This is a genomic window from Shimwellia blattae DSM 4481 = NBRC 105725, assembly GCF_000262305.1.
Taxonomy (GTDB): domain Bacteria; phylum Pseudomonadota; class Gammaproteobacteria; order Enterobacterales; family Enterobacteriaceae; genus Shimwellia; species Shimwellia blattae.
Map to the genome: position 1 here is coordinate 2,261,226 of NC_017910.1, position 21,577 is coordinate 2,282,802.

A 21,577-nucleotide genomic window follows, 5' to 3' on the forward strand; every position below is an offset into this window, starting at 1 on the left:
GTGTTGATCCCCAGTCTGGAACTCCGTGCTGCATTAGCATTCAATGTCATAGTCGTAATTCCTCAATTCATTTTGCTGAAATACCACCGGGTCAAGTCCGGAAAGGCGGCTGCTGAAGTAGTAGGTTTTCTCTGCGCCTGGCGCATGCCGCGACTTTGTACAGATAATTTCTGTGATGCCCTTATGCTCGGTGTTCGGGTTGTATTTCTCATCCCGGTACACCATGAAAATTACGTCAGCCTCCTGCTCGATCACCCCTGACTCCCGTAAATCCGAGTTAACCGGGCGCTTATTAGCACGCTGCTCGACAGCGCGGTTAAGCTGAGCTAAGGCGATGACCGGGCAGCGCAACTCTTTCGCCAGATTCTTGAGCCCGGTTGCAATTTCACCCACGGACTGGTTCATGTTCTCCGGGTTGCTCATCTTCATTTTCTGGAGGTAGTCCACGACAATGACGCCCAGGCCACCCAGTTGTTTGTGCATCCTGCGTGCCTCGGCGCGGATCTGGTGCACACTCAGAGAGGTTTTATCGTTGATGTGAATCGGTGCGTCCTGGAACTCGCGTAGACAGTCACTGATCCGCCCCCAGGCCTCGTCCTGATTAGCCCCGTTCTCCCCCAGCAACTGCTCTTTGCTGATACGGGCCCGGTGAAATGCGATCCGCTCGGAAATCTGCTCGATAGGCATTTCCAGACTGAAAAACAGCACCGGCTTATTGCGTTTCAGGCCGATAGTCTCCGTTGCGGTAGTGCTGAACATGGTTTTACCCATCCCGGGACGACCACCGACCACAATAAAATCGGTGTTATTGAACCCGCCAAATGCCCGGTCGATGTCATCCATTCCCAGCATGGTTTTGTATTTCCAGATCTCCCCACTCATGATGGCCTCGACCGTATCGAGAGACAGGGTTATGCCATCCATGATCTGACGGGTTCCGCTATCACTACCGGACTCAACGCTGCCCACGTCAGCCTGGATAGTTCCAATGACATCCTCCAGAGAACCGACACCCGGCTCATTCAGTCGGCTAATGCCGTTGTTCAGAATTTCCAGCATCCGGCGACCCATCGCAAACTCACGCAGCTTTTGCGCATAGGTTGGCAGCATGCTGACTGACGGAGTGTTTTTAGCGATTTCCGCCAGGTACGCAAAACCACCGACCTTCTCCAGATCGCCTGCACTTTCGATATCAGCTGTCAGAGTCATCAGGTCGATACCGGAACCGGCGGCATTCAGGCGTTTCAGTGAGCGCAGGATGAACCGATGAGCAGCCACGCTAAAATCACTCTCACTCAGCCCCTCGATGGCATCCACCGCCGCATCGGAATAGTCATCGCCAGAGAGCTGTATTGCGCCCAGTACACACTGCTCCGCGTAAAAATCGATAAACCGGCTCATGCGATGATCCCCTTACGCTGCCTGTGCTCGTTGATGGCCTGCTCGTAGACAGACCCCCAGTTTTCCGGTTTGAGTATCCAGTCCAGGGTTAGCCAGGGTTTATTCTCAGCACCGCTGAACAGGGTTGATTTTCCAATCAGGTCGAATGCCTGGCCCAGGTGTTTAACCTCACGCCAGTTCCCCTGATTGGTCTTGCCATTCCACACTGCAGCCAGGTTGCGGTATGCCGGGCGGCGGGAGCTCCACTCATGCATCACCACGGATTTCCCGGGGAACTTCTCGTTCCAGAGCGCGATAATTTCTTTGTGAGGGCACGGCACAGGGTTGCTTCCCTGCCCGTCAGCCCAAACCAGGGCGTCGGACAGGTAACCATCGAAGCGGGTCACGCGGCAAATATTATTAGGCTTAGCAACCGAGTCATTACGCCGCTTCCACGTCATAACGACCCATTTGATAACGGCTTTGAGATCGCTCAGTGAGTAACCATCACGGCTTTGCGTTGGAGCCAGAAGCGTCATGAATGGCTTGTAATCCTGGCATTTAGCACCAGCCATAGCGTTGTAAAATTCCAGTGCTTCCCTGGAGTTTTTAATAATCTCATCACGACTTACACCGTCAGATGATGAGCTGAGCGGGTGAGCGCTGATAACAGGAATGCCATCTAACTCGTAATGGTCAGAAACAACACCTTCACGCACCAAGATAAATCCACTGGCTACCTGTTTGAGTTTGACCGCAGACTTATCCCTTGGGGTGATGCGATCAATCTCAATGCCACAAACATCCCCTTCGCCGTTGGATGCAAGCAAATCGATACGTCCAGGGCGTCCATCACCTCGATCAGCAACCCTGAATTCGCGGATGCACTCGTAGCCAGCGTCAATAATCATTGCTTCAACTGCGTCATGCAGTGCGGCAGCCTTGTTAAAATCGAATTTTCCTTCCAGAAGGGTAATTAATTCATCACGAAGAGAGCCGCCTTCACGACCTCCCTTGGGAGGTTTGGAGGGATCTTTTCTTTTTGTATTTTGTATAGTTTCTTTTGTGTTTAGCTGAATTGGCTTATTGGTATTAGCTGACTTAGCTAACCTTTTATTAGCTATTTCGGCTAATGTTTCGCTATGTTGGCTAATATTGAAATTCCAGTCAGAAACAACTTTGTTTACGCCGATCATTATCCCGTTTGTGATAATGACCCCCATGCCTATCATCTCGTTTTTAGCCTTACACACGTGCGTGTGATGAATGCCTGTCATGTCAGATATCTGGGTATTTGTAATACGATCAAACTTCTTACCGAAACCGTAGGTTTTTCGGATTACCGCCAGAACTACCTTCAGTTGGCGAGCCGTCAGATCGGCAGCCATAACCGCTTCCAGCAGTTCATTAGCGATGCGGGTATATCCGTCATCGAGATCTGCCACCTGGCGCTCCACGACCGCCAGAGACGGCCTGATTGGGGTTACTGTTACGAGATTACCCACGGCCTTCCTCCTTACGCTTCAACTCCTCCAGGATGGCGCGCATCTTTTCGGCCACTACTGGATTAATCGAGCGCACGAAGCGGTCGCGAGTATTGTTTTTATGTACAGCGGTCTGGTAATGACGATTAATTTTTGCCATCATTCCTCCTGCAAAGGTTTCCGTTTTTGCGCCTGAAAGCCGTTGGTGTTCGCGCACCGCGGCTTTCGACATTTTTGATATACCCATCAGTCCCACCCCAGCGGATCCGGCCGCATGCGCTCAGCTTTCATCCCCATTTCTGCCAAAGTCTCCATAGCAAAAAGGTAATCCCGACGAACCAGAACCGCCCCGGGAGGCGCCAGCTGAAGGCCCAGAGCATCCAAAAATCGACAAAACTGCTCCAGATGCCCTCCTTTCCCTTTCCATCGGCTAATTGTCGACTCATCCAATCCGCAAGCCTCAGCGGTTGGTTTTTGACCAAGATCAGCAAGCTGATTGAGAATTAGCCCTTCCATTTCAATCGGCTTTAGTTTTGGCAGCTCGGAGTTGCGTGCAATTGCATTTGTCATAGGCAATATTCACCTCATTGGGTTAGCAGGCCGATGGTTACACGACCTGCTTAGGTTTGCTCACTTCCAGAATTTGTTCTGGAGAGTATTTTCCATCTGATGCAACAGAAATTCTTCGGGCGTAGTCGGTTTCTCCGGTCCACTCTGTACGGGGAAGGCATCCGCTTCTCATCCATTTGTAAATGGCTCGTGGGGAACGGCCGCAGACCTCAGCAACAACTGGAACGCGGATGTATTTAATGATTTCCCCGAGATTACTTGGGCCCATATTTTAATCCTCAAAATGAACTTTAGGTACATATTATGACGGAACTGATAGTTCACGCAAGTGGTATTATGATTGAACCTATGGTTCATGAAGATAAAGCGCGTAAAGAATTCTCTGTCAGGCTGGCGCTGGCCTGTGATAAAGCTGGATTGCTGATCCACGGACGGCAGGCTGATATTGCCGCCCGTATGAAGGTTACCCCTAAGGCTGTCAGTAAGTGGTTTAACGGAGAATCCATCCCACGGAGAGGCACATTGCAGGTTCTGGCCTCTATTCTCGGCACGTCCTCGTCATACCTTCTGGGGGACTCAACTGATGATGGTATATCTGAGGGGCACATGGCGATAAATGACGATATTTATCGGGTGGAAGTCTTTGATATAAACGCCAGTGCTGGTTCTGGCGTGATGCTCAGGGATGAGTTCATCGAAACAATAAAATCCATTGAGTATTCAAGCGAGGAGGCGCACGCCCTGTTTGGTGGCAGGCCCGCCGAAAACATCAAGATGATTGCCGTTAACGGTGATTCTATGTCTGGAACATTTGAGCCGCGTGACCAGATTTTTATCGATGTTAGCATCGGGTTCTTCGATGGTGATGGGATCTACATTTTTATACTCGACAATAACCTTTACGTAAAAAGATTACAGCTACAATACAAAAGGTTAGCAGTAATATCGGACAATAAAAAATACGAGACATGGTACATCGACGATATAAATTCCGCTGAGCTAATTATCTGCGCCAAGGTGCTTGTCAGTCAGTCTAGAGCTTATCATTTCCACGGATGATCATCGGTGTGGATATAGAAGTAGAAATTAAGCTGATATAGGTATAAAGGAGAGTGATTTGCAGGAAAAAATATCGTGCGTCTTTCCGTTCGCAAGAATCGGTGAAAAAGCGGCTGGGATTACTCCTGTCCTGACATTCGATTGTGAAAAATTACCAGTCAAGGCAACTTTAAATATTGCCTTCTATTTCATATGCTTAAAAAAAGATGTGACGTATACCTTATGGTTTGATATCACCAGAGATGGCGTTTCTATCATCGATAACTCTTGGGATAGGGAAAAAATATTTAAAGCGGAAGATCCATCATCGAAGCCAGATGAACTTGCAGTTGGTCTGAATGCCAACATGCCTCAAATACCTTTCACAGATGAGGGGATATATACCATTGAGGCCAAACTCTTTAACATGAAAAATAAAACATTAATCGAAACCCACCAATCCTATTTCAAGGTAAAATTAAAGATAGGAGTAGAGTGAAATGAGTGAAAATGTAACTGTACTCCGTCCAGGGATGGAAAGCATAAATTTAACTAGTGGATTATCTTCTGCAGATAGTCCATCATTTAAGGGTGGTAACGGGGGTGGAGGAGATGATATGCAAATCAGGGTTGCCCGACTTGAATCTGACGTCGAATACATAAAGCGTGACATTTCTGAAGTAAAATCAGATATTAAGGCAATAGATTCCAGATTAACTAAAATTGAAACAGGTATAGAATCTATCAAAACTACCATAAAGGCATCCGCCGCAGTGGTCAGCGTAGCATTTGCCTTTTGTGTATATGTTTTTGGTAATTATGTTTCAAAAATTATTGATGCACTTAATGGCCTAATTCTTAAGTAGCCATCACCATGGCCATTGCATTGAATTGCTCATTTTTTAATCAACCTCACAGCATTCAGCACACATGACCCCCGAATGATATTCACCACTCTTCATGTCTGTATCTTATGACAATCGTCTATAAAGACGCATGCCATAAACAATCAAAAATAAATATACATAAAGTTCATTTGGTTACGCTCAAGTGAACTATTTTTACATCAAATATGTACTTTTGGTACTTTACTTTAATGAACCATTAGTACATTATCATCCCATCAGCAACGCACACCGCTGCTTCGATAAACGTTCCGCGACCCGGCGATAAGGGAAAGAGGATGAGATGAGTGAGGTCATTTTTAGCTTTGATAGCTCTCAGGATGCAGCTCGTGCAGGGATTCTGATGAATCAAGCAGATCCATCACTGCGCTATGTCCACATGCGAGCAACGATATGCGTTATCTGGCACGCAGACATCATAGCCGCAACACAGGCCGTTCTGGATGCAAATATTCGCTGCACATTCCAGTACTGGAATGACATTAAAAACAGCCACAGGAGAGGATGAGATGGTCAATCAGCACTACGGCACTCAGACAGTAAACCGTGGCACCGTTCAGCCAGGAATGCTGGTTAGGCACAAAGATGGCACCTGGACGGCATCAGCAAACGTCAAGGGACGCCTGTACATGCATCGCGGATTTGAGCGCACCTACACCACAGCTCTGCTGGTGGAGGTTTTTCTGAATGGCATGGGTCACGGCCTGAGCCATTAACAAAACGAAATTAACGCATTGGCAGCCTATTCGGTGCCGGTATTCCTACACCAAAAATTCGGGAGGTAACAATGTCTGAGCTAGCTGTTATCGAAATAAACCCTGAGCAGGCCCCTGCACTGTATGTGCCAAATGGTCTTGATGATTATCTCCGGCAGATCCGTGATGCCGTAAACGAAGTGCCAGATCTATCCACCGCTAAAGGCCGGGCGCGTGTAGCGTCATTGGCCGCCCAGGTATCACGCAGCAAGAAAGCGATTGAAGAGCCTGGCCGTAACTATCTGCGCCACCTGAAAGAGGCGGTAAAGCCAGCAGAGGCTGAATTACGCCGTTTCGTCACTGAATGCGACACCCTGCGTGATGAAGTTCGTCGCCCGCTCACTGAGTGGGAAACCGAGCAGGAGCGCATTGCAGCGGAAAATCAGATGAATGCCTGGCATGAAGAAGCGCTGGAGCTGAATGCCGAATTTAACCGGAAACTGGCTGAGCGCATCGAGGCTGATCATGAAATAGCCCTGCTACTGAATGAAAAGTTTGACCGTGATACGGCAGAACGAAAAGCAGCAGAAGAGCGCCAGCGCATCGCCCGCGAAGAAAATATGAAACACGCCGCCGCTGAACTGGCAAAGAAAGAAGCTGAACGCAAGGCCCTGGCAGATATTGAAGCCGCGCAGCGCCGTGAGGCAGAAGCAAAAGCAGCAGCAGAGCGAGCGGAACGTGAACGCATTGAGGCTCAGCAGAAAGCTGAACTGGATGCGAAAGAAGCCGCTATCCGGGCAGAGCGCGAAAAGCAGGAAGCGATTGAAGCCGAACGTCGTAAATCAGCTGCGGCTGAAGAGGCCAGGATAGCAGAAGTAAATCGTATTGCTGAGGAAGATGCCCGGCGTGCTGCTGACACTGAGCATCGTCGCACAGTAAATAGCCACGCTAAATCCGCTCTGGTTTTGGCCGGCATCCCCGATGAATTTGCAGAAATGTGCCTCCGGGAAATCATCCGGGGAAACGTCCCTGCCGTGTCTATTCGTTACTGAGGTGACTATGAAAATTAAATGCAAATACGACCGGGCGCATGGCTACCTCGACAGCCAGCGCAACCAGATTATGGAACTGGATGGCGTGGTGATCGACGGCACGGTTGACACGCGCCAGGTGCTGGAACAACTGGATTTCTCTGTTATCGACGAATGGGTCCAGGAACGTCTGGCGGAAATGGATGCTATTGCAGATCACCGCTCTGAACGGCAGAGCGTGGGTATGTCCATCACGTTTTAATTTCTGGGGATGATTATGAAATTTGAAAAAGCCATGAGAAAGAAAGCCAAGCTGCGGCTGGCACTTACCGGGCCCAGCGGAGCAGGGAAAACATACAGCGCGCTCATTATCTGTAAAAGCATGGGGGGGAGAACGGCCGTAATAGATACCGAGAAAGGCAGCGCTTCCCTGTACTCCACTGAGTTTGATTTTGATGTGCTGGAACTGGATCCCCCATTTAGCCCGGAGAGATTCATTGAGGCTATAACCGCCGCAGAAAATGCAGGCTATGACAATCTGGTTATCGATTCGATATCTCACGAATGGAGTGGCGTTGGTGGTTGCCTGGACGACCTGGACACGGTCGCCAAAACAAAATTCAAGGGCAATACCCACGCGACCTGGAGCTCATTAACTCCGCGCCACCGTAAATTTCTGGATGCCATTTTGCGGGTTAACTGCCACGTGGTAGCCACCATGCGCAGCAAGACGGAAACAGCCCAGCTTGAGGGAAGCAAAAAGGTGGTGAAGCTGGGGATGAAATCAGAGCAACGCGACGGTGTTGAATACGAATTTACTACCGTTCTCGACATCAACCATGAAACTCACACAGCGTCAGCATCAAAAGACCGTACAGGCCTGTTCTCTAACTCCGACTACACCGTCATAGATGAACGTGTGGGCGCCCGCCTGGTTGAATGGTTAAACGATGGCAGAACCAAGCCGGAGATTGACCTGGCGCATTTCGTTCATGTTGCAGAGTCTGTCGCCAGTTTTGATGCGCTCAAAGCTGCATGGGCAGAGGCATACAGGACGTTACGCGATACGCCTGAGCAGGCAAAAGCCCAGGAAGTCTACGAGGCCAGAAAATCTGAGCTGATGAAATCAAGTGAGGTGGAATAAATGGCAAGTCGTGGAATCAACAAGGTGATCCTGGTCGGCAACCTGGGGAAGGATCCGGAGGTGCGTTATCTGCCAAATGGCGGCGCGGTTACCGGCATTACCCTGGCAACATCTGAATCCTGGCGCGATAAGCAGACCGGAGAAGTGAAAGAGCAGACCGAATGGACTCGGGTGGTGCTGTTCGGAAAGCTGGCAGAGGTGGCGGGCGAATACCTGCGCAAGGGCTCACAGGTCTATATCGAGGGCCAGTTGCGTACCCGTAAGTGGCAGGATCAGAGCGGCCAGGAGCGCTACACCACTGAGGTGGTGGTAAATGTCGGTGGCACCATGCAGATGCTGGGCGGCCGTCAGGACGGTAACACCGCCGGCCAGGGCCAGACTCATGGCAGCAGACAGTTCAGCGGTGGTGCTCAGCAGCGCCCGCAGCAGCAGTCTGCCCCAGCGGCACCCGCTTCCAGCGAGCCACCAATGGACTTCGACGACGAGATCCCATTTTGAGGACCCAGATATGCTCAGCAATAACAAAGAGATACGAAAAAATCAACTGGAGAAAATCCTGTCAGATGATGTCACAGATCCAGATGCGCGCGTACGGGAACGGGTGCGCATAGAGCTGAAACGGATGGTCAACTGGGCGGCGCTGTTCGGCGTATCTATACCTGAGCCAGCCGCTACAGAACTGGAACAGGTTCATGAATGTCGCGGGTATGTTCTCCCGCACAGATTTAAATCTCAGACAGCCTGGGGATCATCGCCTGATGTTTACCCGGTGAATATGCCCACCACCGGCCGCGGCAGATTAATGGGGGATTAATGAGCGACTACGGCGGTTCAAAAACACCAGTGCCTGAGCGGGATCTGTGGCAGACGCCCGCCAGCATTTTCACGGCGCTGGATATTGAGTTTGGTTTTTATCTGGACGTTGCCGCGGCGCCACATAACGCGCTGTGCGCCCGGTTCATGACAGAGCATGAAGACGCGTTAAACAGTGACTGGAGCAGTTACGGGGCGATCTGGTGTAACCCGCCATATTCCGACATTACACCGTGGATCCGCAAAGCGGCAGAACAGTGTCAAAAGCAGCACCAGACAGTCGTAATGCTGCTGCCGGCCGATATTTCAACCGGATGGTTCAGCCTGGCATTACAGACCGTTGATGAAATCAGGTTAATTACCAACGGCCGCATTCAGTTTGTACCGGCCAGTGTGTCAGGAAAGAGGCAGTCCAACCCCAAGGGATCTTTGCTCTTTATCTGGCGCCCATTTATCAGTCCTCGGGGGATCTTTACCACAGTGAGCAAACCAGCTCTTGAGGACGCTGGCCAGCAATATCTTGATGAGGTGGCAGCATGAGAGTGTACATTGCCGGACCGATGAGCGGGATCCCGGGATTTAATCGCAGTGAATTTCACAGCGCAGCCACGCTGTTATCCGGCGACGGACATGTTGTTCTGAACCCGGCAATCCTGCCGGATGGCCTGGAGCAACGAGAATACATGGACATCTGCTGCGCAATGATTCGCTGTGCCGACGGGGTTTACATGCTCGATGGCTGGGAGAATTCAGCAGGTGCCCGGGCAGAAAATGCCCTGGCCGAAAAACTGGGTATGGTTGTCATGTATCAGGGGGATCAGTTCTCATGAACACTGAAACCCGAAATGCCCTGCGCACTGTAGCCCGGGCAGCAATAAACGACTACAAAGCCGCCCGGGCGGCAAACCCTGAAATGCACCGGGATATCATCTCCCGCCGGGTCATTCTCAGTCACCTGAAAAAGCTGGAGCCGCTGGGGATCACGGTCAGCCAGCTGAACTGGCAGATCGGCGTTCTGACAGGCGTTTTAACGGAGCGATAGCATGAGACACATTATCCGTGGTAACCCTGCCCCGGCCGATGTCTGATTTTGAATTATCAATTGCCCCACCAGGGGCGTGGAGAATGATATGGCAGAGGTAACGTACATCATAGCGGACCCTGGTGAATGGGTCTCCGAGGAGCAAATAATGGCTCTCAAAGGGCTGAAAGAAGGGACGTTAAAGAACGCCAGGAAAAAGAGCTTCCTGGAGGGACGCGAATACAAACATGTCGCAGCTGACGGAGAGCCCTACGATAACAGCCCATGTTTCTACAACATACCGGCTATTGATCGCTGGATAGCCCGGCAGGCCCCCGCGAAACCGAGCCGTAAAACTGTTTAAATACTCTGACCATTAACCAACGAGGAATCGTTATGAAATACCCAACAGGAGTGGAAAATCACGGGGGAACGTTGCGCCTGTGGTTCATCTACAAAGGGGTCAGAGTACGTGAAAGCCTGGGGGTTCCTGACACCCCCAAAAACAGAAAAGTTGCCGGTGAACTGAGGACGTCAATTTGCTATGCCATTAAGACCGGTCATTTCGACTACGCGAGCCAGTTTCCTGACTCGGCCAACCTGGTCAAATTCGGAGAGGCCAGTCAGGATCTGACACTCAGGGAACTGGCTGATAAATTTCTGTCACTGAAAGAAACGGAGGTGGCAGAAACGTCAATCGGCACCTACCGCACCGTTGTCAAAAATGTGCTGGCCATCGTTGGGCCAAAAATACTGGCATCCGCAGTAAATAAAGAAAAACTCATGGAAATCCGCAAGGAGCTACTGACCGGATACCAGCTGCCAAGACCAAACTACACAGTTAAAGAGCCTGGACGCTCAGCTGTCACTGTGAATAACTACATGACAAATCTGTATGCTGTATTCCAGTTCGGTGTGGAAAATGGCTACCTGCAGGAAAACCCGTTTAAAAGCATCTCACCTCTAAAAGAGTCCCGGGTATTGCCTGACCCCCTGACCCGGGATGAGTTTATTCGCCTGATCGACGCCTGCCGCCATCAGCAGACGCGCAACATGATTTCTATTTCAGTCTATACCGGGATCCGCCCTGGCGAGCTATGTGGGCTGGCGTGGGAGGATATTGACCTGAAATCAGGAACAATGATGATCAGGCGCAATTTTGCCAGAGGTGAATTCACCGTGCCAAAAACTCAGGCCGGAACAAACCGGGTAATACATCTGATAGAACCCGCAATACAGGCACTGAAAACCCAGGCTGAGCTAACACGGCTTGGCAAAGAACACTTGATCAGCGTTAAATCGCGTGAGTACGGGCGTTCTGACATTCAGAAATGCACATTCGTATTTTTGCCGTCGGTTACGGCCAGGTCAAAACGTCACGGCGAACACATGACGGTGGACGGGATCCGGCAATCATGGGACACAACGGTAAAGCGGGCAGGGATCCGGCACCGGAAATCGTACCAGACCCGCCACACATATGCGTGCTGGTCACTAACGGCCGGAGCCAACCCCAATTTTATTGCCACGCAGATGGGGCATGCTGATGCCCAGATGCTGTTCCAGGTGTACGGGAAGTGGATGTCGGAGAATAATGAGGCTCAGTTAGCCATTCTGAACTCAAAATTAAGCGGCTTTGCCCCACCGGTGCCCCACTGGAATTTAAAGTCTGCATAAAAACCAATTAAATCAAATGGATTAGCTATATAACTCTCAAAATCCATAAACTCCAGGGCAGTACCCAGCCAGCCGGAGACGGCGGCCTTAACCAAATCAGAGGTCGATCGTGTAGAAGAATGTTGGGTCATAATCGTTATCCGTAATCAATTCTGCGGACCACACACTCGCAACAATAATTATTTTCAGGGAAATGACAGCAGCACTTTGCAGCACTGTTTCTGGTCGGTTTCGAATAGTTCAATCGCCCGGGTAACCTGCTGATAGTCAAACTGATGGGTAACAAGTTTGCCGGGATCAATCAGCCCGCGGGTTAGCCAGTCGATGACGACGGGAAATTTTCTGGCGTTCAGCCTGGATGAATAGATAGTCAGCTCTTTGCCGGTGATTGCCTGCTGGGCTATTTCGCTGGGCCGGGAAGAAAACCCCATGATCACGATACGGCCCGCCGGAGAGGCCAGCGCCGCCGCCTCGGCGAGGATTGCCGGGTGGCACGCCGCATCAATAATCAACGTGGGGCGAGTCTCGCGCTCAGCCAGTAGCGTATTCAGCGGTGTCTCCTGGTTGTTAATCACCCAGTCGGCCCCGCACGCCCTGGCCATCGCCAGCCGTTCATCAATAAAATCAGCCACAATGACCTGGCTGACCTGATACACCCCTTTCAGCACCTGGAGCGTGGTCAGCCCCATGGGCCCGGCCCCGTAGATCAGGGCGATGTCGTCCGGCTGGGGGGCAACCTGCCCGGTCACATTTGCGGCAATCGTAAAAGGCTCGGTCATGACGCCGTAAGCATCGCTGATGTGCTCAGGAAGCACCCAGGCATTGGCGGCTGGCACCACCGCATACTCACTAAACCCCCCGTCCCGGTGAACACCGAGTACCGCCAGGGAGGTGCATACATTGGGCCGCTGCTGGCGACAGGGATAGCACTCCCCGCAGCTGATGACCGGGTCAACAACCACCCGCTCCCCGCACCGCTCCGGGTCGACCCCGGGGCCGGTCGCATCAATCACGCCGAGGAATTCATGGCCAATGACCCGCGGGTAACGGGCAAAAGGATTATGGCCGCGAAAGATATGGCTATCCGAGCCACATATTCCCGCCAGACGGACTTTCACCCGGACCTCGCCAGGCCCCGGCTCCGGTATGGGCCGCTCGTCAAGCGTTAATATATCGGGACGCTCAATCACAATACTTTTCATTTTCACTCCACATATTCAGCAGAGAAGCATTTTCGACCCCTGAATCCGGGGCCAGGGAACAAGGCATTTTTACTTAACTACCATACAAGTATATTTAATTAACCATCCCGTAAATATAGTAAAAAATCCAAAAATACAGCCAGTTAGCCTTGATAAAGCCAATATTACCAACAGATAATATCGCTTCTGTCACCGGAGCCCCTGGTCGCTGGTTTTCGCCACTACCGGTGCGGTGTTATAGTGTCGGGACCGGTTCGCCCGGCACAACAAAGCAAGAAGGAACAGAGTATGAGGACTTTTATTCGCAGCACCGTGGCGCTGGCTCTCTTTGCGGCAGGCGCGGCTCTCATGACCGCCCCTGTCAGTGCGCAAACGAACAAACTGATTATTGAGTCCGGGGATAATGCCCGCAGCCGTCAGGAAGCCGCCATGGACAAGGAACAGTGGGGTGATACCCGTTCACTGCGCCAGAAAATCAACTCCCGGGCAGAAAAAGAGTGGGATAAAGCAGACAACGCGTTCGACAAACGGGACGCCTGCCTGCAAAGCAGCAATGTTAACGCCTACTGGGAGCCCAGCACCCGCCGCTGTCTGGATCGCAGCACCGGTTTTGCCATCCGCCCCTGAACGCCAGAACTGCCCGGGCCGGGCAGTTCTTTTCCCCACAGACTGAGGAGCCCGCATGTCAACAACTAACCACATCCGCTTGCGTCCGCTGGAACGTGAGGATCTGCGCTTTGTCCATCAGCTGGATAATAACGCAAGCGTCATGCGTTACTGGTTTGAAGAGCCTTATGAAGCCTTTGTTGAACTGTCCGATTTGTACGACAAGCATATTCACGATCAGAGCGAGCGGCGGTTCGTTATTGAGTGCGACACCGAAAAAGCCGGGCTGGTTGAACTGGTGGAAATTAACCACGTTCACCGGCGGGCAGAATTTCAGATAATTATCTCCCCCGAGTATCAGGGCAAGGGGCTGGCCTCCCGGGCGGCCCGGCTGGCAATGGACTACGGGTTCACCGTACTCAATCTGTATAAGCTCTATTTAATTGTCGATAAAGACAACGCCAAAGCGATTCATATCTACCAGAAACTGGGTTTTATGGTGGAAGGCGAGCTGATCCACGAGTTCTTTATTAACGGTGAATACCGCAACACGATCCGCATGTGCATTTTCCAGCATCAGTATCTGGCGGGCCACCGTACTGCCCTTCCCCCTCGCCATTAATCCGAAATATCAGCATGTTAAGCAGCATGCGGCGGGGTTCTGCTATGATTAACAGACTCAACCAACAGAGGACGAGACAATGAAAAATACGGTCTGGCTCAGCGCATTACTGATGATGGTTGCCACCCCGGTACTGGCGGCTCCCGCTTCCTGCGAGCGGGTAAAAGCCGATATCGAACAGCGGATTATTCACAACGGGGTGCCGGAAAACGGCTTTACCCTGACCATTGTGCCCAATGACCAGCTGGATCCGAACAATGGCCAGGTGGTGGGCCACTGCGCCAATGACACCCACAAAATTGTCTATGTGCGCAACGGCGACAGCGGACAATAACACACCTTTGCGGGAGGGTTTTCGCCCTCCCGATACCAAATCCCCCCGAACTTGATATGTATTAAAGACATTTTTCTGGTTTCGTAGACAATACGCCACTCTCAGGGGGCGTGCTCCCGGCTTAATATCATCATCAGGAACCGCATTATGCCTTCAGCCTGTGCAACACAACGAATGACCCGTATTGCCATTAGCGGCCGGGTGCTGGGCGCGCTTTTTTACTACGCCCCGACCAGTGAAGAAGCCCGTCCGCTGCTGGAGACCTTCCGCACTCCGGAGTGGGCCAGCCAGTGGCCGTGGCAGGATCCCCACTCCCTGGCCCTGTGCGGGCAACTGAGCACCGCCCTGGACAACACCACGGGCGAACCGCTTCAGGCGGCCTGGCAACGTTTGTTTATCGGCCCGGATGCCCTACCGGCCCCGCCCTGGGGATCCGTCTGGCTGGATAAAGAAAGCGTGCTGTTTGGCGACTCTATGCTGGCGCTGCGCCAGTGGATGCGCACCTGTGGCATTGAGTATCAGCTGCAGCAACAGGAGCCGGACGATCACTTCGGCACCCTGCTGATGCTGGCCGCCTGGCTGGCAGAACAGGGGCAGGCGCAGCAGGTAGACGAGCTGCTGGCCTGGCATCTTCTGCCCTGGTCCGGGCGTTTTCTTGAGCTGTTTACTGAGGGCGCCAGACACCCGTTTTACCAGGCGCTGGGTGAGCTGGCCCGCCAGACACTGGCCCACTGGCAGGCAGAGCTGCTGATCCCGGTGGCTGAGAAAAAACTCTACCGCTAAGCGGTGTATATGACTGTGGGGCAACCCACAGCAGCGTGAAGTGACCGGCGGGCCTGGCGGCTCCCCGGTATCGCGGGTTTAACCTGCCGCCAGGACGTGGCGCAGACGGCCGGTGTCGATATACTGGCTCAGCTCTCGCTGCTCCGCCCGGGGCAGATACGGGAGCTCGCCAATCAGGGGGGCGGGGATTTTTTTACTCAGCACATCAATGATTTCAGCATAATGCGCCAGGCCCGGGTTAATACGGTTCGCAACCCAGCCGATAAGCGGCAGGCCGTCATTAGCAATGGCCTGGGCTGTGAGAATGGCATGGTTGATACAGCCCTCCTGGATCCCCACCACCAGCATGACCGGCAGCTGCTCCTGAACCACCCACTCAGAGAGCGGGCGCAGGTCGTTCATCAGGCTGCGCCATCCGCCGGTGCCTTCCACCAGCACATGATCGGCCTGGGTGCTGAGGTGTGCCAGCCCTTCCGACAACAGGCTGTAGTTAATCGGGCTACTGTGGGCGACGCTGCTCTCTTCTTCGCTCAGGGCGACCGGGTTTACGGCGCTGTAGGGTAATTCTATTGTGGCGCTGTCCTGCAGCACCAGGGCATCTTTATTACGCAGACCTTCCGGGGTCATTTTGCTGCCTTTAGCAACGGGTTTATAACCGGCTACGCGTTCGCCACTGGCCGCCAGAGCCTGTAGCAATGCCCTGGACACAACTGTCTTACCGACAGCAGTATCAGTACCTGTGATGAAAAAACGCTTAAACATGACTACTCCGGTGATTCTGGAAAAAATAACTGACTCAGTAATAGCGCTAAAGTCTAAAAGAAGACGTCTGGCCTCAGATTGAGGTAGCGCAATTTTTCATGAATCCCGCCAAAATTATTAACAGCAAAAATGTAACATTAAATATATCGCCAGTAAGCGTGAAACCGGGAAAGAAATAACCACAATGAGGGAGAACAACAAATAAAAATACCCCTTACGGAGTAAAGCAAATAATCTGCGGCGGATAAATAGCTCATCCGCCGGGTGGCTAATTATCCCTGCAGCAGCGGGATCAGCAATGAGCCATTGTAAAGGGCGTCTTTAACCAGGGCCGCGCCCCCCATGGTGCCCCGGCTGGAAAACTGCGTACTCTGCACCACCATTTTCTGGCTGTAGGCCGGAAGTGACTGGCGGCGAATACAGTCCAGAATCGCCGGGTGCAGGATCTCCGCAGCCTGATTCAGCGGCGAGCCTATCAGTATGGTTTGCGGGTTAAACAGGTTAACCATAATCGCCAGGATACGCCCCACGTGATTCCCGACACCATGAATAATATCCCGGGCCAGTAAATCCCCCTGGCATGCGGCCTGGCACAGGGAGTCGACACTCAGCGCCTGGCCGTGCAGTGTGGAGCTCATCGACTGGTTGAGGCGCAGCTGGGCAAGCTCCAGCACACTGTCAATGCTGGCTATGGTCTCAAGGCAGCCGTGATTACCGCAGTAGCAGCGCTTACCGTAGGGATCCACCTGGGTATGGCCAATCTCCACCAGGCTGCTGCTGCCTGCGTGTAACAGCCGCCCGTCGGTAATTACCCCGGCACCAACGTTATGATCAATCACCACCTGGATGACGTCTCTTGCCCCCCGGGAGGCGCCAAACAGCGACTCTGCCATCGTCCAGGCGCTGATATCATGCTGAATATAGACCGGCACCCCGGTGTGCCTGCTGAGGACCTCACCAAGCGGCATATTCTCCACCTGGTAGAACGGCATCCGGTGGACTATCCCCCGGGTGGTATCAATAATCCCCGGCAGGGTGATGGCTATTGCCGTCAGCCGTTCAAGGCGCTTCTGATGGCGAATAAAGAACTGATCGATTTCGCTCACGATGCGCTCGCAAAGGGGGGCGGTATCTTCCGGCAGTGGCAGGGCCTCCTCTGCCACCAGCGCACTGCTTAAGTCGCGCAGCGCGATGCTTATCTCCCCGCGCAGAATGCGCACGGCAAGGTAATGCCAGGCCTGCGTTTCAACAATCAGCCCGACCGCCGGGCGCCCGCGGCTGCCAGGCTCCTGAATTTCCGTTTCCTGAACCAGGTGTGCTTCGAGCATTTCGCGCACGATCTTGGTAATACTGGCCGGTGCCAGCTGGGCAAGGCGGGAAAGATCAATACGAGAGACCGGGCCAAGCTGATCGATCAGACGATAGACCGCCCCGGCGTTAGTCTGTTTGATTTGATCAATATGCCCTGGCTGATTATCAGCAACCACCTTACTTCTCCATATATTTTCGCGCTTCGAAATAATCTTGTGCCATGTTGAAGCACTTCAACGGATGGCGTCAAATATTTACCCTGCGTTGTGATATATCGCACAATTAACCACGACTTTCCGCATGTTTTGTTATCCCTGCGGCCGCAGACAACATACTGATAAAGCGCTCCGTTGCGGCGCCCCGCTCGTGGTGTTTTGACCACACCAGCCACATTTCTGAAATGGCGTCTTCCTCTTCCAGAGGCAGCCAGACCATGTCGCTTAGCTGCACCCGCCGGAAAGAGGCCGGTAAAATAGACACCCCCAGCCCGGCGGCCACCAGGCCGATGATTGTCATCGCCTCTCCTACCTCCTGGGTGACTTTCAGCGCCACCCCGTAGCGGTGCAACAACCCGAGGATATCGTCATACAGCCCGGTCCCTACGTGGGGATCAAAGAAGACAAAAGGCTCACCGGCCAGCTCCCGCAGTGAAATACGCCGCCGCTCCGCCAGGGGGTGGCTGCGGTGCACCATCGCCAGCAAGGGCTCGTGCAGGATCGGCATCCACGCCAGGGAATCCGGCAGCCGGGTATTGCGCAACAGGCCGATATCCAGTTCGCCATCATTTAACGGGCCTATCTGGGCACGGGTATTTACCTCCCGCGTCTGGATATGGACATCCGGATAGTGCTGGCGAAACGCAGAAAGCGTATCCGATACGGATTTAATAAACGGCGCAGACGACGTAAACCCCAGGCGCAACTCGCCGGTCTCCCCCTGGTGCAACCTGGCGGCGCGGGCGGCGGCATTATCGACCATGCTCAGGATCTGGCGCGCATCCGCCAGAAACTGCTCCCCGGCGGGTGTCAGGCTGACGCTGCGGTTAGTCCGCGCCAGCAGGCGGGCGTGAATTTGCTGCTCCAGCACCTGGATCTGCTGGCTGAGGGGCGGCTGGGAGATATTCAGCCGCAGGGCGGCGCGGCCAAAGTGCAGCTCTTCGGCAACGGCAACAAAATAACGCAGGTGGCGCAGCTCGATATTCATATTTTTAAAATATCAATTGAGAGTATTAATATATTATACAAAACAATCTGATTTTCATAATCTGGATCACATCCGGTTGTACCCGTTCCGGTTAATCACGGGGATGTCTGATTAAGGATCCATTTTGAGCCGCACAATAACCGACATACCTGCGCCGGTGCAGGATGCCGACGCCCTGACCCCCACTCGCCAGCCGGATGACTATATCAGGCGCGGCACTCCCCGGTTTATGCGCGTGACGCTGGCGCTGTTCTCCGCCGGGCTTGCCACCTTTGCCCTGCTCTATTGTGTTCAGCCGATACTGCCGGTGCTCTCGCATGAGTTTGGTATCTCCCCGGCCGGCAGCAGTATCTCCCTGTCGATAGCCACCGCCACGCTGGCCGTGGGGCTGCTGTTTACCGGCCCGTTGTCAGATGCCATTGGCCGTAAACCGGTCATGGTCACCGCGCTGCTGCTGGCCTCCTGCTGCACGCTGCTGTCAACCATGATGACCAGCTGGCACGGGATCCTGCTGATGCGCGCCCTGACGGGGCTCTCGCTGAGCGGGGTGGCGGCGGTGGGCATGACCTACCTGAGCGAGGAGATCCACCCCAGTTTTGTCGCCTTCTCTATGGGGCTGTACATTAGCGGCAACTCTATTGGCGGCATGAGTGGCCGCCTGCTGAGCGGGGTGATAACCGATCTTTTCAGCTGGCGTATCGCGGTGGCTGCCATTGGCTGTTTTGCCCTTGCCTCGGCGCTGATGTTCTGGAAGATCCTGCCGCCCTCGCGCCATTTCCGCCCTTCTTCCCTGCGCCCCCACAACCTACTGATCAATATGCATCTGCATTTCCGGGATCAGGGGCTGCCGCTGCTGTTTATTGAAGGGTTTTTGCTGATGGGCTCCTTTGTCACCCTGTTTAATTACATCGGCTACCGCCTGATGCAGGGGCCCTGGTATCTGAGCCAGGCGATTGTCGGGTTGCTGTCTGTGGCGTACCTCACCGGTACCTGGAGCTCCCCGAAGGCCGGGCAGATGACCGCCAGATATGGCCGGGGGCCGGTGATGTTGCTGTTTACCGCGCTGATGCTGGCTGGCCTGCTGCTAACGTTCTTTAACACTCTGTGGCTGATATTTGCCGGTATGCTGCTGTTTTCTGCGGGCTTCTTTGCCGCTCACTCGGTTGCCAGCAGCTGGATTGGCCCCCGGGCGCGCCGGGCAAAGGGCCAGGCCTCTTCACTGTATCTGTTCAGCTACTATGTGGGCTCCAGCGTGGCCGGGACCCTCGGGGGGGTATTCTGGCATCGTTATGGCTGGCCCGGGGTGGGAGGTTTTATTGCTGCACTGCTGGTGCTGGCACTGCTGACCGGTAGCCGCCTGCACCGTCGTCTTCACTAACGGCCTGAAGGGAGAGGATTGTACATTCGGTTACACGCCGATACTAATCACTCACTGAAGGCCGCCGCACAGGCTTTTATAGTTCATCTCACCGGCCCCGTAGTGGGGCTGACACATAAACCAATTCGAGGATGTCGAGATGAAAAAAGTATTAGCTCTGGTTATTGGCGCTGCTATGGGTCTGTCTTCTGCCGCTTTCGCTGCGCAAACTACTGAAGCCCCTGCCACCAGCACCGCAGCCGCTGCACCGGCTAAAGCTCCGGCAGCCAAAGCAACCCATCAGCACCATAAAAAAGCAGCCGCCAAACCAGCTGCAGAGCAGAAAGCTCAGGCCGCCAAAAAACACCATAAAAAAGCCGCTGCAAAACCTGCAGCCCAGGTAGAGCAGAAAGCCCAGGCTGCGAAAAAACACCACAAAACCCCGGTCGTCAGCAAAGGTGAGCAAAAAGCTCAGGCGGCTAAATAAACCGCGCTGCCGGTAACGCCCAGGCCCGGGTGTGTCACAGTACCCGGGCATGGGATCCCTCCGTTCTGCTGTTTCCGGCGGTAAGCCGCACGGACCTTTCTGTTTGCGGAGTACAGATGATGCTAAGGCGCTATCTGTTTGAAATCATCCTCGCGTGCCTGATAATCTGCGGCATTATTACCGCCAGTTTTTATCTGTAGCGCAGCGCTAATCGCACGGACTTTATTCTCTCCGTCTTCAGGCAAGACTATAATTAACTCATCATGTTACGGTACAATAAGAAAAATCGCCCCTTCTGAGAGTGATATGCGCAAAGCCATTGTGTTGTTAATGGGTTCACTATTTTTGCTTCCTGCCGTTGTTCATGCCGATGATGGCGATGACGCAATCAGCGCCAGCGATAAAAAAACGCTGTTTTTTGGCAAAGACGAACGGGTGCAGGTCACCCACCCGGAGGCCAGCCCCTGGGATGCTATCGGCCAGCTGGAAACCGCCAGCGGAAATCTGTGTACCGCCACGCTGATAACCCCACAAGTCGCCCTGACCGCAGGCCACTGTCTGCTGATGCCGCCCGGCGGTAAGCCGGATAAACCCGTGGCGCTGCGTTTTATTTCCCGGGACGGTCTCTGGCGCTATGAGATTCATAATATTGATGCTATCGCCGCACCGGGGCTAAGCCGCCGCCTGAAGGCCGACGGTGGCGGCTGGATTGTCCCCCCCGGTGCTGCCCCCTATGATTACGGCATCATTCTGCTGCGCTATCCGCCCTCCGGCATCACCCCGCTGCCCCTGTTCAGTGGCGATAAAGACGCACTCACCGCCGCCCTGAAGCGCGCAAATCGTAAGGTGACCCAGTCCGGTTACCCGGAGGATCATCTGGAAAGCCTGTACAGCCATCAGGATTGTCTGGTCACCGGCTGGGCACAGCGCTCGGTGCTTTCCCACCAGTGCGATACCCTTCCCGGGGACAGCGGCTCGCCGCTGCTGCTGAAAACCGACAGCGGCTGGCAGCTGATTGCGGTACAAAGCTCAGCCCCGGCGGCAAAAGACCGCTACCGGGCCGATAACCGGGCGATATCCGTCACCGGCTTTCGGGAGAGTCTGGCGGAGCTTGCCCCGCAACAGTAAACCGGCGCCCGGGGCGCCGGTTGA

At 53.5% G+C, this 21,577-nt stretch carries 32 protein-coding genes; 23 read left to right on the forward strand and 9 right to left on the reverse strand.

From position 1 onward, the window contains the following. Positions 1–33 precede the first annotated feature (33 nt). The 5 genes from EBL_RS10595 to EBL_RS20855 form a co-directional block, all read right to left on the reverse strand. A complete protein-coding gene (locus EBL_RS10595; protein ID WP_002440502.1) occupies positions 34–1,401 on the reverse strand; it encodes a replicative DNA helicase in 1,368 nt (455 codons plus the stop codon). Next, the gene (locus tag EBL_RS10600; protein ID WP_232001855.1) at positions 1,398–2,825 is read right to left on the reverse strand and encodes a replication protein; all 1,428 of its coding nucleotides are present in this window, start codon (positions 2,823–2,825) and stop codon (positions 1,398–1,400) included. Before EBL_RS10600 ends, EBL_RS10595 begins: the two co-directional genes overlap by 4 nt. Before the next feature lie 52 nt (positions 2,826–2,877). Further along, a complete protein-coding gene (locus EBL_RS20730; RefSeq protein WP_002440498.1) occupies positions 2,878–3,024 on the reverse strand; it encodes a hypothetical protein in 147 nt (48 codons plus the stop codon). Between the two features lie 86 nt (positions 3,025–3,110). After that, positions 3,111–3,434 carry a CII family transcriptional regulator gene (locus EBL_RS10610; protein ID WP_014716059.1) on the reverse strand — a complete coding sequence of 108 codons (324 nt, stop codon included), beginning with the start codon at positions 3,432–3,434 and terminating at the stop codon, positions 3,111–3,113. Between the two features lie 37 nt (positions 3,435–3,471). After that, on the reverse strand, positions 3,472–3,702 hold the full coding sequence (locus EBL_RS20855; RefSeq protein ID WP_002440495.1) for a helix-turn-helix transcriptional regulator: 231 nt from the start codon (positions 3,700–3,702) through the stop codon (positions 3,472–3,474). 35 nt (positions 3,703–3,737) lie between these two features. Here EBL_RS20855 and EBL_RS10615 point away from each other — a divergent pair, with 35 nt between their 5' ends. From EBL_RS10615 to EBL_RS10685, 15 genes are all read left to right on the forward strand, one after another. After that, positions 3,738–4,493, forward strand: coding sequence for an XRE family transcriptional regulator (locus EBL_RS10615; RefSeq protein ID WP_002440494.1), 756 nt, complete (start codon positions 3,738–3,740; stop codon positions 4,491–4,493). Positions 4,494–4,551: 58 nt separating this feature from the next. Then, positions 4,552–4,971, forward strand: a complete 420-nt coding sequence (locus EBL_RS10620; protein ID WP_002440492.1) for a hypothetical protein — start codon at positions 4,552–4,554, stop codon at positions 4,969–4,971. A 1-nt stretch (position 4,972) separates the two neighbouring features. Then, entirely contained in the window at positions 4,973–5,338 is a 366-nt protein-coding gene (locus EBL_RS10625) for a hypothetical protein (protein ID WP_002440491.1), read from the forward strand. Between the two features lie 322 nt (positions 5,339–5,660). Continuing rightward, positions 5,661–5,885 (forward strand): hypothetical protein, encoded by a 225-nt coding sequence (locus tag EBL_RS10630; protein ID WP_002440490.1) that lies wholly within the window; start codon positions 5,661–5,663, stop codon positions 5,883–5,885. 1 nt (position 5,886) lies between these two features. Beyond that, positions 5,887–6,093 carry a hypothetical protein gene (locus EBL_RS10635; RefSeq protein WP_002440489.1) on the forward strand — a complete coding sequence of 69 codons (207 nt, stop codon included), beginning with the start codon at positions 5,887–5,889 and terminating at the stop codon, positions 6,091–6,093. 71 nt (positions 6,094–6,164) lie between these two features. Beyond that, positions 6,165–7,124, forward strand: a complete 960-nt coding sequence (locus EBL_RS10640) for a hypothetical protein (protein WP_002440487.1) — start codon at positions 6,165–6,167, stop codon at positions 7,122–7,124. A 7-nt stretch (positions 7,125–7,131) separates the two neighbouring features. After that, positions 7,132–7,365, forward strand: a complete 234-nt coding sequence (locus EBL_RS10645) for a hypothetical protein (RefSeq protein WP_002440485.1) — start codon at positions 7,132–7,134, stop codon at positions 7,363–7,365. Between the two features lie 15 nt (positions 7,366–7,380). Beyond that, the gene (locus EBL_RS10650; protein ID WP_002440484.1) at positions 7,381–8,247 is read left to right on the forward strand and encodes an ATP-binding protein; all 867 of its coding nucleotides are present in this window, start codon (positions 7,381–7,383) and stop codon (positions 8,245–8,247) included. Further along, positions 8,248–8,745 (forward strand): single-stranded DNA-binding protein, encoded by a 498-nt coding sequence (locus tag EBL_RS10655; protein ID WP_002440482.1) that lies wholly within the window; start codon positions 8,248–8,250, stop codon positions 8,743–8,745. A gap of 10 nt (positions 8,746–8,755) precedes the next feature. Continuing rightward, positions 8,756–9,061 (forward strand): hypothetical protein, encoded by a 306-nt coding sequence (locus EBL_RS10660; RefSeq protein WP_002440481.1) that lies wholly within the window; start codon positions 8,756–8,758, stop codon positions 9,059–9,061. Further along, the gene (locus tag EBL_RS10665) at positions 9,061–9,600 is read left to right on the forward strand and encodes a phage N-6-adenine-methyltransferase (RefSeq protein ID WP_002440478.1); all 540 of its coding nucleotides are present in this window, start codon (positions 9,061–9,063) and stop codon (positions 9,598–9,600) included. Before EBL_RS10660 ends, EBL_RS10665 begins: the two co-directional genes overlap by 1 nt. Then, positions 9,597–9,890: a DUF4406 domain-containing protein gene (locus EBL_RS10670; protein ID WP_002440477.1), complete on the forward strand. Its 294-nt coding sequence runs from the start codon at positions 9,597–9,599 to the stop codon at positions 9,888–9,890. The genes EBL_RS10665 and EBL_RS10670 overlap by 4 nt, the downstream gene beginning before the upstream one ends. Next, positions 9,887–10,102, forward strand: a complete 216-nt coding sequence (locus tag EBL_RS10675) for a hypothetical protein (protein ID WP_002440475.1) — start codon at positions 9,887–9,889, stop codon at positions 10,100–10,102. Before EBL_RS10670 ends, EBL_RS10675 begins: the two co-directional genes overlap by 4 nt. 88 nt (positions 10,103–10,190) lie before the next feature. Then, a complete protein-coding gene (locus EBL_RS10680) occupies positions 10,191–10,445 on the forward strand; it encodes an excisionase family protein (RefSeq protein WP_002440473.1) in 255 nt (84 codons plus the stop codon). 32 nt (positions 10,446–10,477) lie between these two features. Then, positions 10,478–11,758 (forward strand): Arm DNA-binding domain-containing protein, encoded by a 1,281-nt coding sequence (locus tag EBL_RS10685; protein WP_002440471.1) that lies wholly within the window; start codon positions 10,478–10,480, stop codon positions 11,756–11,758. Positions 11,759–11,943: 185 nt separating this feature from the next. Here the strand turns inward: EBL_RS10685 and EBL_RS10690 are convergent, their stop codons facing one another. Then, positions 11,944–12,960 carry a Zn-dependent oxidoreductase gene (locus tag EBL_RS10690; protein ID WP_002440469.1) on the reverse strand — a complete coding sequence of 339 codons (1,017 nt, stop codon included), beginning with the start codon at positions 12,958–12,960 and terminating at the stop codon, positions 11,944–11,946. Positions 12,961–13,248: 288 nt separating this feature from the next. Between EBL_RS10690 and EBL_RS10695 the strand changes: the two genes are divergently transcribed. The 4 genes from EBL_RS10695 (at position 13,249) to dmsD (ending at position 15,305) form a co-directional block, all read left to right on the forward strand. Next, entirely contained in the window at positions 13,249–13,587 is a 339-nt protein-coding gene (locus tag EBL_RS10695; RefSeq protein ID WP_002440467.1) for a DUF1283 family protein, read from the forward strand. A gap of 55 nt (positions 13,588–13,642) precedes the next feature. Then, the gene (gene speG, locus EBL_RS10700; protein WP_002440465.1) at positions 13,643–14,188 is read left to right on the forward strand and encodes a spermidine N1-acetyltransferase; all 546 of its coding nucleotides are present in this window, start codon (positions 13,643–13,645) and stop codon (positions 14,186–14,188) included. Positions 14,189–14,267: 79 nt separating this feature from the next. Further along, positions 14,268–14,522, forward strand: a complete 255-nt coding sequence (locus tag EBL_RS10705) for a DUF1161 domain-containing protein (protein WP_002440463.1) — start codon at positions 14,268–14,270, stop codon at positions 14,520–14,522. 147 nt (positions 14,523–14,669) lie between these two features. Continuing rightward, positions 14,670–15,305 (forward strand): Tat proofreading chaperone DmsD, encoded by a 636-nt coding sequence (gene dmsD / locus EBL_RS10710; protein WP_002440462.1) that lies wholly within the window; start codon positions 14,670–14,672, stop codon positions 15,303–15,305. 78 nt (positions 15,306–15,383) lie between these two features. Here dmsD and bioD read toward each other — a convergent pair whose 3' ends face one another. The 3 genes from bioD to EBL_RS10725 form a co-directional block, all read right to left on the reverse strand. After that, positions 15,384–16,067, reverse strand: a complete 684-nt coding sequence (gene bioD / locus EBL_RS10715; protein WP_002440461.1) for a dethiobiotin synthase — start codon at positions 16,065–16,067, stop codon at positions 15,384–15,386. Between the two features lie 272 nt (positions 16,068–16,339). Further along, complete coding sequence (mlc, locus tag EBL_RS10720; protein WP_002440460.1) at positions 16,340–17,554, reverse strand: sugar metabolism global transcriptional regulator Mlc; 1,215 nt, start codon at positions 17,552–17,554, stop codon at positions 16,340–16,342. 106 nt (positions 17,555–17,660) lie between these two features. Then, entirely contained in the window at positions 17,661–18,581 is a 921-nt protein-coding gene (locus EBL_RS10725) for a LysR family transcriptional regulator (protein WP_002440459.1), read from the reverse strand. A 124-nt stretch (positions 18,582–18,705) separates the two neighbouring features. Here EBL_RS10725 and EBL_RS10730 point away from each other — a divergent pair, with 124 nt between their 5' ends. From EBL_RS10730 to EBL_RS10740, 4 genes are all read left to right on the forward strand, one after another. Then, positions 18,706–19,959, forward strand: a complete 1,254-nt coding sequence (locus tag EBL_RS10730; RefSeq protein ID WP_002440458.1) for an MFS transporter — start codon at positions 18,706–18,708, stop codon at positions 19,957–19,959. Positions 19,960–20,098: 139 nt separating this feature from the next. Beyond that, a complete protein-coding gene (gene asr / locus EBL_RS10735) occupies positions 20,099–20,425 on the forward strand; it encodes an acid resistance repetitive basic protein Asr (protein ID WP_002440457.1) in 327 nt (108 codons plus the stop codon). Between the two features lie 119 nt (positions 20,426–20,544). After that, entirely contained in the window at positions 20,545–20,625 is an 81-nt protein-coding gene (gene ydgU, locus EBL_RS20980) for a small membrane protein YdgU (RefSeq protein ID WP_462803998.1), read from the forward strand. 106 nt (positions 20,626–20,731) lie between these two features. Beyond that, positions 20,732–21,553: a trypsin-like serine peptidase gene (locus tag EBL_RS10740; protein WP_002440456.1), complete on the forward strand. Its 822-nt coding sequence runs from the start codon at positions 20,732–20,734 to the stop codon at positions 21,551–21,553. The last annotated feature ends 24 nt before the right edge of the window (positions 21,554–21,577 follow it).

Coding starts and splice junctions, on each gene's coding strand:
- EBL_RS10725 (WP_002440459.1), bottom strand. CDS start 18,581: ATGAATATCGAGCTGCGCCACCTGCGTTATTTTGTTGCCGTTGCCGAA.
- EBL_RS10695 (WP_002440467.1), top strand. CDS start 13,249: ATGAGGACTTTTATTCGCAGCACCGTGGCGCTGGCTCTCTTTGCGGCA.
- asr (WP_002440457.1), top strand. CDS start 20,099: ATGAAAAAAGTATTAGCTCTGGTTATTGGCGCTGCTATGGGTCTGTCT.
- EBL_RS10675 (WP_002440475.1), top strand. CDS start 9,887: ATGAACACTGAAACCCGAAATGCCCTGCGCACTGTAGCCCGGGCAGCA.
- dmsD (WP_002440462.1), top strand. CDS start 14,670: ATGCCTTCAGCCTGTGCAACACAACGAATGACCCGTATTGCCATTAGC.
- EBL_RS10635 (WP_002440489.1), top strand. CDS start 5,887: ATGGTCAATCAGCACTACGGCACTCAGACAGTAAACCGTGGCACCGTT.
- EBL_RS10665 (WP_002440478.1), top strand. CDS start 9,061: ATGAGCGACTACGGCGGTTCAAAAACACCAGTGCCTGAGCGGGATCTG.
- EBL_RS10660 (WP_002440481.1), top strand. CDS start 8,756: ATGCTCAGCAATAACAAAGAGATACGAAAAAATCAACTGGAGAAAATC.
- EBL_RS10685 (WP_002440471.1), top strand. CDS start 10,478: ATGAAATACCCAACAGGAGTGGAAAATCACGGGGGAACGTTGCGCCTG.
- bioD (WP_002440461.1), bottom strand. CDS start 16,067: ATGTTTAAGCGTTTTTTCATCACAGGTACTGATACTGCTGTCGGTAAG.
- EBL_RS20855 (WP_002440495.1), bottom strand. CDS start 3,702: ATGGGCCCAAGTAATCTCGGGGAAATCATTAAATACATCCGCGTTCCA.
- EBL_RS10615 (WP_002440494.1), top strand. CDS start 3,738: ATGACGGAACTGATAGTTCACGCAAGTGGTATTATGATTGAACCTATG.
- EBL_RS10625 (WP_002440491.1), top strand. CDS start 4,973: ATGAGTGAAAATGTAACTGTACTCCGTCCAGGGATGGAAAGCATAAAT.
- EBL_RS10650 (WP_002440484.1), top strand. CDS start 7,381: ATGAAATTTGAAAAAGCCATGAGAAAGAAAGCCAAGCTGCGGCTGGCA.
- EBL_RS10595 (WP_002440502.1), bottom strand. CDS start 1,401: ATGAGCCGGTTTATCGATTTTTACGCGGAGCAGTGTGTACTGGGCGCA.
- EBL_RS20730 (WP_002440498.1), bottom strand. CDS start 3,024: ATGGCAAAAATTAATCGTCATTACCAGACCGCTGTACATAAAAACAAT.
- EBL_RS10690 (WP_002440469.1), bottom strand. CDS start 12,960: ATGAAAAGTATTGTGATTGAGCGTCCCGATATATTAACGCTTGACGAG.
- EBL_RS10680 (WP_002440473.1), top strand. CDS start 10,191: ATGGCAGAGGTAACGTACATCATAGCGGACCCTGGTGAATGGGTCTCC.
- EBL_RS10705 (WP_002440463.1), top strand. CDS start 14,268: ATGAAAAATACGGTCTGGCTCAGCGCATTACTGATGATGGTTGCCACC.
- EBL_RS10670 (WP_002440477.1), top strand. CDS start 9,597: ATGAGAGTGTACATTGCCGGACCGATGAGCGGGATCCCGGGATTTAAT.
- speG (WP_002440465.1), top strand. CDS start 13,643: ATGTCAACAACTAACCACATCCGCTTGCGTCCGCTGGAACGTGAGGAT.
- EBL_RS10655 (WP_002440482.1), top strand. CDS start 8,248: ATGGCAAGTCGTGGAATCAACAAGGTGATCCTGGTCGGCAACCTGGGG.
- ydgU (WP_462803998.1), top strand. CDS start 20,545: ATGCTAAGGCGCTATCTGTTTGAAATCATCCTCGCGTGCCTGATAATC.
- EBL_RS10645 (WP_002440485.1), top strand. CDS start 7,132: ATGAAAATTAAATGCAAATACGACCGGGCGCATGGCTACCTCGACAGC.
- EBL_RS10740 (WP_002440456.1), top strand. CDS start 20,732: ATGCGCAAAGCCATTGTGTTGTTAATGGGTTCACTATTTTTGCTTCCT.
- EBL_RS10640 (WP_002440487.1), top strand. CDS start 6,165: ATGTCTGAGCTAGCTGTTATCGAAATAAACCCTGAGCAGGCCCCTGCA.
- EBL_RS10610 (WP_014716059.1), bottom strand. CDS start 3,434: ATGACAAATGCAATTGCACGCAACTCCGAGCTGCCAAAACTAAAGCCG.
- EBL_RS10630 (WP_002440490.1), top strand. CDS start 5,661: ATGAGTGAGGTCATTTTTAGCTTTGATAGCTCTCAGGATGCAGCTCGT.